The 13,326-nt window shown below is 38.1% G+C and carries 10 protein-coding genes and 1 pseudogene; 10 read left to right on the plus strand and 1 reads right to left on the minus strand.

Annotated elements, in window-relative coordinates:
• Window positions 1-5 precede the first annotated feature (5 nt).
• The 10 genes from allE to FS486_RS11475 all read left to right on the plus strand — a co-directional run bounded on the left by allE (window position 6) and on the right by FS486_RS11475 (window position 12,975).
• Entirely contained in the window at window positions 6-770 is a 765-nt protein-coding gene (gene allE, locus FS486_RS11430; protein WP_144511506.1) for a (S)-ureidoglycine aminohydrolase, read from the plus strand.
• A gap of 23 nt (window positions 771-793) precedes the next feature.
• Window positions 794-1,843, plus strand: a complete 1,050-nt coding sequence (gene allD / locus FS486_RS11435; RefSeq protein ID WP_144511725.1) for an ureidoglycolate dehydrogenase — start codon at window positions 794-796, stop codon at window positions 1,841-1,843.
• Between the two features lie 42 nt (window positions 1,844-1,885).
• Complete coding sequence (gene allD / locus FS486_RS11440; protein ID WP_144511508.1) at window positions 1,886-2,935, plus strand: ureidoglycolate dehydrogenase; 1,050 nt, start codon at window positions 1,886-1,888, stop codon at window positions 2,933-2,935.
• A 115-nt stretch (window positions 2,936-3,050) separates the two neighbouring features.
• Complete coding sequence (gene fdrA, locus FS486_RS11445; protein WP_144511510.1) at window positions 3,051-4,796, plus strand: acyl-CoA synthetase FdrA; 1,746 nt, start codon at window positions 3,051-3,053, stop codon at window positions 4,794-4,796.
• A 69-nt stretch (window positions 4,797-4,865) separates the two neighbouring features.
• The gene (locus tag FS486_RS11450; protein ID WP_144511512.1) at window positions 4,866-6,140 is read left to right on the plus strand and encodes a YlbE family protein; all 1,275 of its coding nucleotides are present in this window, start codon (window positions 4,866-4,868) and stop codon (window positions 6,138-6,140) included.
• Complete coding sequence (locus tag FS486_RS11455; protein WP_144511514.1) at window positions 6,141-7,052, plus strand: oxamate carbamoyltransferase subunit AllH family protein; 912 nt, start codon at window positions 6,141-6,143, stop codon at window positions 7,050-7,052. It begins immediately after the preceding gene.
• Between the two features lie 19 nt (window positions 7,053-7,071).
• Window positions 7,072-8,007 (plus strand): carbamate kinase, encoded by a 936-nt coding sequence (gene arcC, locus FS486_RS11460; protein WP_144511516.1) that lies wholly within the window; start codon window positions 7,072-7,074, stop codon window positions 8,005-8,007.
• 949 nt (window positions 8,008-8,956) lie between these two features.
• Entirely contained in the window at window positions 8,957-10,201 is a 1,245-nt protein-coding gene (locus tag FS486_RS11465; protein WP_144511518.1) for a Zn-dependent hydrolase, read from the plus strand.
• 176 nt (window positions 10,202-10,377) lie between these two features.
• Window positions 10,378-11,550 carry an AAA family ATPase gene (locus FS486_RS11470; protein WP_260858087.1) on the plus strand — a complete coding sequence of 391 codons (1,173 nt, stop codon included), beginning with the start codon at window positions 10,378-10,380 and terminating at the stop codon, window positions 11,548-11,550.
• 15 nt (window positions 11,551-11,565) lie between these two features.
• Complete coding sequence (locus tag FS486_RS11475; RefSeq protein ID WP_260858088.1) at window positions 11,566-12,975, plus strand: vWA domain-containing protein; 1,410 nt, start codon at window positions 11,566-11,568, stop codon at window positions 12,973-12,975.
• Between the two features lie 60 nt (window positions 12,976-13,035).
• On the opposite strand, the pseudogene FS486_RS20455 reads toward FS486_RS11475, so the two are convergent.
• Window positions 13,036-13,314 (minus strand): annotated as a pseudogene (locus FS486_RS20455) (EamA family transporter); the annotation flags it as partial.
• Window positions 13,315-13,326 lie beyond the last annotated feature (12 nt).

A 13,326-nucleotide genomic window follows, 5' to 3' on the forward strand; every position in this document is an offset into this window, starting at 1 on the left:
TAAAAATGGGTTATCCAAAAGACTTACTTTCAAGCAGATCTATCATCAAACCAGGGCAATATGCACTAATCGCTCCAGAAGGTTTAGTGAATAATGTCATTCCTGGTTTTGAAAATTGCAGAATTTCTATCTTAGGTTCACCAAAACTTGGTGCTAGCTTTGTCGACTATGTAGTTACAATGAACGAGGGTGGAAAGAATAGCAAAGGTTACTGCGGTGAAGCAGATGTACAATGCTTTGTTTACGTTATTAGCGGAAAAGTAAAAGCAAAAGCGGATGATCAAGAATTCATTCTTGAAGAAAGCGGCTATTTATATTGCCCACCAGGTGTAAAAATGTATTTAGAAAATATGGAATCAGGTGATTCTCGTCTATTCCTTTATAAACAAAAACACAATCCACTAGAAGGTCAGAAGCCTTGGGTTGTTTCGGGTCATGCGAATGCTATCGACTATATGGATTACGATGATATGCACAACGTTCATCTAAAAGATCTTCTACCATTAGATCAAGCTTTTGATATGAACTTCCACATTCTTTCATTCGATCCAGCAGCTAGCCATCCATTTGTCGAAACACATTATCAAGGGCATGGTGCATATTTGTTATCTGGTGAGGGTATGTATAACCTTGACAATGAATGGATTCCGGTTAAAAAAGACGATTACATTTTTATGGCGCCATATGTGCATCAAGCGGCGTATGCAGTTGGCAGAGAGCCATTGACATATGTTTATTCTAAAGATTGCAATCGGGATGCAACATTATAAAATCCCAGTAAAGAGGTGTAATGATGAGAGTAAGTAGAGATGACTTAAAGAGTCTAATACAAACAAAGCTACAAAAGGCTGGCCTGAAACAGGAACATGCTGATGTCGCGGCAGATGTGCTAACGTTTGCCGACGAGAGAGGCATTCACTCCCATGGTGCTATGCGTGTGGAATATTATGCAGAAAGAATAGCAAAAGGCGGAATGAATACCAATCCGGACTTTAAATTCGAAAAAACGGGTCCAGCTTCCGGCGTATTTCATGGTGATGGCGGTAATGGACATACGGCTGCAAAATTAGCTATGGACGAGGCAATCAAAATGGCTCAAGAGAGTGGCGTTGCCATTATTGGTGTAAGAGATATCTCTCATAGTGGAGCAATTTCCTATTTCACAGAACAAGCGGCGAGCGAAGGTATGATTGGCATTTCGATGTGTCAATCAGATCCGATGGTTGTTCCATTTGGCGGAGCCGAGCCTTATTACGGAACAAATCCGATTGCCTTTGCTGCACCAAGCAGTGATGGCAGAACAATCACATTGGATATGGCAACTACAGTACAAGCTTGGGGAAAAATTCTTCATGCTCGTTCAAAAAATGAATCCATTCCTAATACATGGGCAGTTGACAGTAATGGAGAGCCAACAACGGATCCGTTAAATGTGAATGCATTACTGCCAATTGCAGGTCCAAAGGGATATGGTCTTGCAATGATGGTTGATGTTCTATCTGGAATCCTTCTTGGACTTCCATTCGGTAATAAAGTTTCTTCTATGTATGAAAATCTATCTGAGTATAGAAAATTAGGCCAGCTTCATATTGTCATTAACCCGGCATTCTTTACTGGTCTAATCGATTTCAAAAATAGTATCACTGAAACAATGGGTGATTTAAACCAAATCAAACCTGCACCAGGCTTTTCAAAAGTCCTTTATCCTGGTCAAAATAATGATGTTGTTATCGAAGATTATAAGGAAAATGGAATTGAGATTGTGAATGACATTTATGAGTATTTAAAATCAGATGTTATCCATAATAATCAATATGATCATAAAAATCCATTTGCAGAATAATTTTTGATAAGTCGATATTGAACAATAGGAGGGGCAAGTGGAATGAGGTTAAATAGCGAGCAATTGAATGAGTTGATTACTACAAAGCTGCATAAGGCAGGATTAACTGAGGATCATGCGCGAGGTGTTGCTGACGTTCTAGTCCATGCAGATGCAAGGGGAGTCCATTCTCATGGAGCAATGAGAGTGGAGTACTATGCTGAAAGAATTGCTAAAGGTGGAATTAATGCAAACCCTGATTTCAAATTTGAAAAAACCGGTCCTGCCACAGCTGTTTTTGATGGTGATAATGGTGCGGGGCATGTTGCAGCTAAACTAGCAATGGACGAAGCGATTCAAATGGCAAAAGAAAATGGTATCGCAGTTGTTGGTGTACGAAGAATCAGTCACAGCGGTGCGCTTTCTTATTTCGTTCAACAAGCTGCAAATGAGAATTTGATCGGTATTTCTGTTTGCCAATCGGATCCGATGGTTGTTCCATTTGGCGGATCTGAGCCCTATTACGGTACCAATCCGATTGCCTTTGCTGCACCTGGCAAAAATGGTCAGAATATCACGTTTGATATGGCAACTACCGTTCAAGCTTGGGGAAAAATTCTTCACGCTCGTTCAAAAAACGAACCTATTCCTGATACATGGGCGGTTGATAGCGAAGGAAATCCTACAACCGATCCATTTAAGGTAAATGCTTTAGTTCCGATTGCTGGACCAAAAGGTTATGGTCTTATGATGATGGTAGACGTTTTATCTGGAATCCTTCTTGGCCTTCCATTTGGAAACAAAGTATCTTCTATGTACCATGATCTCACTGAATATCGAAATCTTGGTCAACTACACATTGTGATTAACCCGGAATTTTTTACAGCATTAAACTTATTCCAGGAAAGCATTGCGACAACGATGCAAGACTTGAATAATAGTAAACCTGCTCCTGGTTTTGATCATGTTTCTTACCCTGGACAAAGAAGTGCTGAAAGGGAAAAGAAATACGAAGAAAACGGAATCGAAATTGTTGATCATATTTATGAATATTTAATTTCAGACGTAGTTCACAACAATTCTTACGATAATAAAAGCCCTTTTGCTAAGTGATTGATAAAGGGTGGTCCGCTTGTGGCCACCCCATTTTCTGTGCTTATTTACCGGAGCGTTATCGATTTTCTTTAAAAAATATAAGTAAAAATCTAATAAAGAGGTGCATTCAAACATGCTTTATACAATTGTTAAACAGAATTCCTATCAGGATTCAGTTAATTTAATGCTTCTTACAAACAAAATATCAACAATGGAAGGCATTAACAAAGTTCAAATTATGATGGGAACTCCAGCTAATAAAGATATTTTAAAAGCTGCTGAATTATATACAGATGAGCTTGAAGGTGCTGCGTCTAATGATATGTGTATAGTTGTAGATACTGACTCAGAAGAGAAGATCCAAGAGGTTCTTGATGAAACAGACAACTATTTAAATAACCAATCAATCGCTAGCGGTAAAGAAGCGTTCGAAAGCGTTCGTTCTTGGGATAAGGCAACAAATGCATTACCAGGTGCGAATCTAGCAATTATCTCTACTCCAGGTCAATATGCAGCTGAAGAAGCTGAAAAAGCACTTGATAGAGATATGCACGTTCTTATTTTCAGTGACAACGTAACGGTTGAAGATGAGCGTCGTATTAAAGAAAAAGCACATGAAAAAGGTCTTCTTGTAATGGGTCCTGACTGTGGTACAGCAGTAGTTTCTGGCGTGCCTCTTGCATTCGCAAACGTTATAAAAACTGGGAAAATTGGTGTAATCGGAGCTTCTGGTACAGGTATCCAAGAAGTTACAACAGAAATTGATCGTTTAGGCGCTGGAATTAGTCATGCGATCGGTACTGGTGGCCGTGACCTTTCTGAAAAAATTGGTGCTATTACAATGTTAGATGGTATTAAAGCATTAGCGCAACATAGTCAAACAGAAGTGATTACATTAATCTCTAAACCACCTGCTAAAGAAGTTCGTGACGAGGTTGTTCAATTACTACAAAGTATTTCTAAACCAGTAGTTGCTATCTTCCTTGGTGAAGAACCACATAATCACGAAGGCAATGTTTATTATGCTAACACACTTGAAGAAACGGCTGCGATTGCTGTGGATCTTGTTAAAGGAAACCCTATTAAGCCAAACTACAACAAATTGCAAAGTGAAGTTCCAGCTGTAAACTTAAAGCCAGAACAAAAAACGATCAAAGGTTTATACTCAGGTGGTACATTAGGTTACGAAGCAGCTACTTTAATTAGTAGTGGTCTTAACTATGATAATAGTGGTGCTCACGAGGAAGGATACCTTCTAAATGCAAATGGATTTGAAGTAATCGACCTTGGTGATGATATTTATACACAAGGTAAACCACACCCAATGATCGACCCAGATACAAGAATTCAATACTTCCAAAAAGCAGCACAAGATGAGTCAACTGCAATTATCCTATTTGACCTAGTTCTTGGATATGGTTCTCATGAAGATATGGCGGGCGCACTTATCCCTGGTATCGAAAAAATTCAAAAAGATGCACAAGCAAAAGGTAAAGAAATTTACTTCGTAGCATCTGTATGTGGTACTGACCAAGATCCACAAAGCATTGACGAGCAAAAAGAAAAATTAGAAAAAGCTGGTGTTATTTTACGTGATAGTAATAACCAAGCGGTTCTTACTTCATTAGCTATGCTTGATATTCAAATCGAAGAAGTACAAAAAGAAGTAGTTCCTGCATCAGAAACTGCAACAATCGAAATTACAGTTTCAGAAGCTATTCAAAAATTATTAACTGAAAAACCAAACGTTGTAAACGTGGGATTAAAGAAATTTACAGAAGCAATTACTGCTAATGGTGGTAGAGTTGTTCAGTTTGACTGGCGTCCAGTTGCTGGTGGTAACGCAAGATTGCGTAAAGTTTTAAGCGTACTTCGTTAATCAAAATAATTTATTCAAACTTCAGGTCATTGAATTATAAGACCAATGAATATTCGGGAGGAAAGCATAATGTACGGACAATTTAAAACAATTGATGAAGCAAATAGAGCCGTTATCGATAAAATTGTATCAGGAGCACCATTTTTAGTGGATGTGGTTCAAGCTAAATCTGTTATTAAAGAATTAAATGATAAAGTATTACTTCACGCAGGTCCACCTATTAAATGGGAGAACATGACAAGCCCAATGCAAGGTTCTTGTGTAGGAGCTACATTATTTGAAGGTTGGGCATCTAACGCTGATGAAGCATTTAAAATGCTTGAAAATGGAGAAATAGAATTCATTCCATGTCACCATGTGAACGCGGTTGGACCTATGGGCGGAATTACGTCTGGAAGCATGCCAGTTCTTGTGGTAGAAAATCGCGATGGCGGAAACCGTGCTTATTGTACAATGAATGAAGGTATTGGTGCAGTACTACGCTTTGGTGCGTATTCTGAAGAAGTAATCAACCGCTTAGGATGGTTCAGAGATGTACTTGGACCAACACTTTCTAAAGCTCTAAAAGTTAAAGGTGACGGACTAAACGTTAACGTAATGATTGCCAAAGCAATTACAATGGGGGATGAGTTCCACCAACGTAATATTGCAGGTTCACTTATCTTCTTAAAAGATCTTGTGCCATACATTTTACAAACAGATGCAAACGATAAAGAAAAACAAGATGTTATTCAATTCTTAGCTGATACAGACCAGTTCTTCTTGAATATTGCAATGGCAACTACTAAAGCAGTAATGGATACAGCACGTGAAATCCAACATGGTACAGTTGTAACTGCAATGTGCCGTAACGGTCATGAATTCGGAGTACGTATTGCTGGTATGGGTGACCAATGGTTTACAGCACCAGTTAATACACCTCAAGGTTTATTCTTTACTGGCTATGATCAAGACATGGCTTGTCCGGACATGGGTGACAGTGCAATTACTGAAACATATGGTGTGGGCGGTATGGCAATGATCGCTGCTCCTGGTGTTACACGCTTCGTAGGTGCTGGAGGTATGGACGATGCAGTTAATACTAGTAATGATATGATGGAAATTTGTATTGATCATAACCCTAACTTCTCTATTCCAACGTGGGACTTCAAAGGTTCTTGTCTTGGAATCGATGCAAGAAAAGTAGTTGAAACAGGTATCGAGCCAGTTATCAACACAGGTATTGCACATAAAGAAGCTGGAGTTGGTCAAATTGGTGCAGGTACAGTTCGTGCTCCATTAGCTTGCTTTGAAAAAGCAATTGATGCTTACGCTGTTAAACTTGGTCTAATTGACCCACAATAAATGAATAATTGCACTCTTTTTGGAGAGGACTATAGTTATCTAGTTCCTCTCCTTCTTTATAACAATAAAGTTGGACACGTTCATAGTCGTTTTGCCAATGGCTTTAATATTAAAATGGGGGATTCGCTCGTTTTTATTGGAAATAATAAAAATGGGTTCCTACCATTTGGAATACATCTTCGAGAAGAAGATACATTAAACGCTGTATCCTTTGTAAATAACGGTGATCCAGTCACTTGGAATAATAGAACAAATTCTATTGAATTACCTAGGGTAACAATCAGTGTCGAAAAAGGTAAAACTTTTAAAAATGAATTAGCTAATTTAAAAAGCGTATCTATTTTTAAGGATAGTTTTGAAAAATTTAGTTTGCAGTTAATGGAAATAGAAGACCGAACTGGGTTGGATATTTCGTTCAAAGAACTTTTATATAAGATACATGCAACAAATGAGCAAAACTGGGTTGGTGCTGAACCGTATTTGATTATGTTGATTGAAGCGGCTACGTCGTGCGATGAATCTTTAATTGAGAAAGTTCTTAGATATTTTCTTGGAAGAGGACAAGGCTTGACCCCTTCAGGGGATGATATGATTGTCGGGCTGCTAGCCTTTGATGCAATTTCCCCTATCCTTTCCACTTGCTTTTATGAAAAAGTTTCAGAACTTATTGAAGGCGAATCGATTACGACAGATGTGGCAAGAGAATATTTACGGTATGCCCTTAAACAGGAATATAGCTCGACTGTCTCTAACATGGTCAATGTACTTGCAGAAGGTAATGCTTCTCATTTTGAGAAAGCCTTTCATGACTTAATAGGAGTTGGGCACAGCTCAGGCATGGATACGATATTAGGTATTCTTATCGGAATGCTGGTTTTTAGAAACCTAAAAATAGAAACAGAAACAAATTAAAAAGTTGGAGTGTGTTTATATGAGTAAAGTCGTTCTAGCGATTGGCGGGAATGCAATCATTAAAGAAGGTCAAATTGGTACGATTGAAGAACAACAGCAAAATATCATGGAAAGCTCTGTTCCTGTTCTTGAATTAATGGAGCAAGGTCATACAGTTGTTATCACTCACGGAAATGGTCCTCAAGTTGGTAATACGTTAATAAGAGGAGAAATGGCTAAATCTGTGGTTCCTGAATATCCTCTAGATGTGCTTGATGCGGAAACTCAAGGGAACTTGGGTTATTTAATCCAACAAGCTTTTAAAAATAAAATGGTTGAACGAAATATTAATAAAACAATTGCTACTGTAGTAACACAGTCAGTAGTTTCTAAAGATGACCCTGCATTTGAAAATCCTACAAAACCAATCGGACCTTTTTATTCGAAAGAAGAAATGGAAAAAATTGTAGAGGAACGCAATCTAACATTTGTGGAAGACAGCGGTAGAGGATATAGACGCGTTGTTGCTTCTCCAAAACCTGTAAAAATCGTGGAAAAAGAAGCGATTGAAGCATTGCTTGAAAAAGATATTACTGTTATTACCGCAGGCGGAGGCGGAATTCCTGTAACTGAAAATAACGGGAAGTTTGAAGGCGTTGAAGCTGTTATTGATAAAGATTTCGCGAGTGCATTACTTGCAGCTGACATTAATGCGGATTACTTATTCATTTTAACTGGAGTAGAACAAGTTGCTATTAACTTCGGTACGCCAAACCAACAAAATTTGTTAGAAGTGACAGTGGAAGATGCACTTCGTTATATGGAAGAAGGTCAATTTCCAAAAGGAAGTATGGGACCAAAAATTGAAGCAGCTATTCTTTTCTTACAAAAAGGCGGAAAGAATGTTATCATTACTTCAATTGATAAGCTTCAAGATGCACTTGCTGGAAAAACAGGTACACGTATCGTAATGTAAAATTAAATATATAAAATGAGTCTGTCTACCACTACTTTCTATAAGAACGTAGTGGTAGACAGAACTTTTTTATTTTCAAAATAATTATCCTCGCCAGTTTCTTTTACTATATAATTGTAATTAGCCGTTTGAAAATGTTTTATAGATTATCACATTTGTTGATTATCCATCTTATAAAAAATAAGAGGGCTTACTGTTTGATGTTTTGATTTTTTATTAGGGATACTGTGTCTTAAATCAGTTGCCCATGCTCCGAGAAAAGGGTGCTGTTATGCGGGCATAAAAAGGAGTTATCCGAACATAACGAGTCAGCGCCTAAGCATAAAGTTCCGCCCATTCATAATGTTGCGAGTAACGACTGATATGTTGCGCAAATTTTAATGGACGATCTAATCCATGTAAATTAAGCGGAGACTTCAAGTAAAGTGCATGGCAATCAGTGTCCGCTAGCCTTTGCGCGGAGAATTGGTTGCGCTCGTTGTCAATTTGGTTGCTTACAAGCCCAAACTGGTTGCGTTTCCTGTTGAATTGGTTGCTTTCACGAGCTATTTGGTCTCGCTAAGCCATTTCCTAACTTTTAATGGATATTAAATACAGATAAAAGCGTCTATTTGGATGGATTGGAGCGAAAAGGACGGCGACTCCAGTGGGATCAAGTGAGTAAGATGAGACTTCACAACGAACGCCAAAGCGGACGGTGAAGGCTCATCACTCACCCCATGGAAAGCGTCCGTCCTGCAGCGGAAATCCTAGCGGACACTTTCTTAAGACACATTATTCCTAAAGTAAGCCGTTGCACATTAATCTAAGGATATTGCTCGATTTTCAAAATTTATAATAATCAACAGCTGTGATAGATTATAAAAGAATAGCCAATTATACTTCCATTCTTAATGTTTAACATATTTTGATAACCAGAATCTACGAGGGGGAGGCAGGAGATATCTATATGGATAGCAAGCAAAGATATGAAATACTGTTTAATAAAATCAATCAATATAACTCAGGCACTAAAGGAATGACCAGAGTTGCATATACAAACGAAGAACAAGCCTGTACACAAGCATTTATGCGTATGTGCAAAGCAGAAGGATTAGATATCCGAATGGATCAGTGCGGAAATGCGATTGGCAGAAGAGAAGGTAAAATAAAGGGACTTCCACCAGTATTAATGGGATCTCATTTGGATACAGTTTACCAAGGTGGTAAGTATGACGGAGTTGTTGGTGTTACGGCTGCATTGGAAGTGGTGAAACGACTTAATGAAAAAGGAATTGAAACAGATCATCCAATTGAAATTATTTCATTTGCTTGTGAAGAGTCGTCTCGATTCAACATTTCAACTTTAGGAAGTAAAGCGATGGCAGGTATATTTGATAAGGAGAAAGTTAGGTATTTAAAAGACCGGAATGGAGTTACATTGGAAGAAGCACTTTCTTTATGTGCACTTGAAATTGATAGTGTTGATTCTGCGAGTAGGGCGGATGAAGATATAAAGGCTTTTTTTGAATTGCATGTAGAGCAAGGACCTGTATTAATAAATGAAAATAAAAAGATCGGTATTGTTACAGGAATTGCAGCTCCAGTTAGATTTTCCATAAGAATAATAGGAACTCCCTCACATTCTGGTACAACACCGATGAATATGAGAAATGACGCTCTACTTGGTGCCTCCCAAATTGCACTGGAGCTAGAAAAAATTGCAATAAATGAACAAGTTTACGGTACGGTTGCTACTGTTGGACTCTTAAATATCCAATCGGGTGCGATGAACGTGGTGCCGGGTGAAGTAGAAATTAAAGTGGATATACGAGGGACTTCACTAGAATCGAGACAGCGAGTGGTAGACCATCTAAATCGAACGATTGAATTACTGAAAAGAATGAGACAGCTAGAAATCCATAGTCAAGAAATAATTTCGGAGGAACCAGTATTACTATCCACTGATATTACTAATACAATAGAAGCTATTTGTAACGAACAGGATATTTCTTATAAGGTGATGCCAAGTGGAGCGGGCCATGATGCTATGAACATGGTAAGACTATGCCCTACTGGACTTATCTTTGTACCATCTGTCAAAGGACTTAGTCACCATCCAGATGAATATACCGATCATGATGATATATTAACAGGTATTGATGTTCTGGAGAAAGTTGTCATTCATTACGCTAAAAAGGATTCAAGAATATAGAGAAACAAAATATTAATGCCTCTCATCAAATCACTAAAATGATGAGGAGCATTTTTTGTTCTGGAAAAAGAAGAAGCTTCTTTCGTTAAAATACTGAAATGGAGAGAGTAAAGTGACTCAGTTTGAAACAAACTAAACGGAGAGAATGAAACATTACGAGCAAGGAGTTATATAACATGATGCTTTCTTATTATAATAAGTTAGAGGAAGTCAGACAGGCGCTCAATTCAAATTTCTTTGAAAGAGAAAATGAGGTGGAGGGCATCCTTGTTGCATTGCTTTCTAGGCAACATATGCTGATGATTGGCCCTGCAGGAACTGCCAAGTCTGCATTATCGAGTGAATTAGCGAAAATCATACAGAGAACAGAATATTTTCAATGGTTGCTGACAAAGTTCAGTACTCCGGAAGAAGTATTTGGTCCATTGTCGTTAAAAGAGTTAGAACAGGGTGTATACAAACGTATTACTACATCTAAGATGCCAGAGGCGCATATAGTTTTCTTGGATGAAATTTTTAAAGCGAACTCTGCCATTTTGAACAGCTTACTGACGCTTATTAATGAAAGACTATTCTACAATAACGGTACCCCAATTCAAGTACCTTTAATGTCGGTTATAGCTGCTTCTAATGAATATCCTGAGGAGGAAGGGCTTGATGCTCTGTTTGATCGTTTCCTTTTGCGATTTGAGATTGACTTAATTGCAGACGCAGCAAACTTTATTTCTATGCTGAAGGAAGCGGGACAAAATCAGCGAATGCCATCCTTAACTATGGAGGAATTGGTCCATCTACAGTATTTAACGGATAGAGTAGTTATTCCTGAAGAGGTATATAACGCTCTGTCAAAGATTCGTATGGAATTGCGGAAGGAAGGGATTCGTCCATCAGATCGTAGGTTCAAGCAGTCCTTAAGTGTTCTACAAGCGAAAGCATTGCTTAACCAAAGACAAATCGTCCAAGTAGATGATATTTCGATTCTTGAACATGTCCTTTGGGAAAAAGTAGATCAGAAAGTTATCGTGTCTTCCATTATTCACAACCACGCACATGACATTGTTACAAAAGCCCTCTTTTCGTTACAGAATGAAGCAAATGAAATATACTACACCTTACTACAGGACCGTTCCCAAGAGGCTGGAATGGAAGCTACTCAAAAAATGAAGATAATAGCGGATGACTTAAATAAGCTGAAAAGTCACTATCAAAGTCGAAAGGCAGATATCGATGTATTACTAGACAAAGTGACCTCGATGCAACACGAAATCTTGGATAGTATTTTAGATCCGTGTTTTTTGGATACTGCTAATGAAAAAAGATGGTCCACCAGTATCTTTTTTAAAATGTAAAAAGAGGTGTCTTCTGTGAAGGAAAATTTTTCAGTATTGAATACGGACTCATTCGATAAAAGACGCTTCAAAGAAATTTTCATGATGTCACCAGGTTTGCAAAAGGTTAGACGTGACGGAACATTACCCATGTTCGAACCTTTACTTACGGACATTTGGGCTTCTTTATATAAGATGAAACCTGAAATTACGTTAGGGGATGTTGATGGCCCTTTAAAGGTCAATAAATCACTCATGGAAAGAATAATGATGGATGAAGGCTTTGTAAACTACCGAAGGCTCACCAGGTTGGATGACCTGTCGTCAGCTATCGGGACAATGAAGTTCGGCGAGATGACGAACCAATGGCTGGCTGCCCAGGAAGATGAAAGCTTTCAAAGACAGTTGCAGGAACTTCATGCAATTCAAAGGAAATTTCAAAAACAGGAACAGATAGAAGATGGGAATCCGAAATTAGAAGAGGACTTTCCCGAAGCGATGACAAAATTTAATGAAAAACTACAACAGATGCTTCAAAACAACAGTCACGGTTTCTCGCTAGCATTAGCCCAGGCGATGCAGGAAACAAAACAAGTAAAAGATGGTTTGAAATCGTTGTTTGGTGGCTGCGGTGCAGGAAGTAGTGAAACAGAACTGAAAAAGATTCCTTTGCGTGACCAAATTTCTTTGGCTGAAAAAATTGCATCTAATAAAAAGATGAAAGAAATTGCCGATTGGGCCGGTAAGTTTAAACAGATAGCACATAAAAAGCAAAAGTTTAAGCAAAGTGATTCAATAGAAAGTAGTGGGATTACATTAGGAAGCGACGTGGAAAGTCTGTTGCCGATAGAACTAAGCTTATACATACATCCATTAACAAGATTAGACTTTCTCCGTCGTTTTGTGGAAGGTCAGTCGATGCAGTATGAGCGAAAAGGGAAAGAGGTATTGGGAAAAGGGCCAATCATATTATGTCTAGATCAATCAGGCAGTATGCAAAGCCTAGATACCCAATCAAAAGGATTTGCGTTAGCTCTTCTATCGATTGCCAAAAAGCAAAGAAGGGACTTTTGTTTAATATTGTTTTCTAACAAAACGCAAATGTTAAAATTTCATAAAGGAAAAGTAAAAAGCTCCGATATGATCTATTTAGCCCAAACCTTTTTAGCTGGCGGTACGAACTTTGCACTTCCTCTTGATAAAGCATTGAATGTAATAAATGAGAGTCGTTTTAAATCAGCGGATATAGTTTTTGTGACTGACGGAGAAGATACGGTACCAAATTCTTTTATCGAAACATTTAATAAGAAGAAAAAGGATAAAGACTTTCATGTGCTAACCCTCGTTATAGGAGGTGGCATGGAAACGGTTAAACAGTTTGCCGATAAAGTAATTCAAATTAAAGATTTTAATGAAGAGGGTAGCTTTACTGCGTTTGAGATATAAATTAAAACGTAAATCGGCATTGTCTACAGGCAGTGCTTTTTTGTTTGCGGGAATAACGAATATACAGGTATCAATCGTCTCTCCTAAAATACTCATCGAACTAACAGAGGCACTTAGCCATTTTAATAGCCAATTGGTCTCTTTCGGATAATGAGTAAAACTATTTTGACCTACGAATGAAAAGAAAAATAAGAAAAGGGTGCTACTCCCATAACCCACAATAGAGTAAGGGACTAATGATAAAGATCTAAAAAGGTTTTTACCCATCATAAAATAAGCAGTAATAAGACCTGCTGCTATAAATGCCAGTACATCACCAACTAAAGCTTGGCCACTAATTTAATAAGCTTG

It is taken from the genome of Bacillus sp. FJAT-22090 (assembly GCF_007676755.1).
In the GTDB taxonomy this organism is placed as follows: domain Bacteria; phylum Bacillota; class Bacilli; order Bacillales_A; family Planococcaceae; genus Psychrobacillus.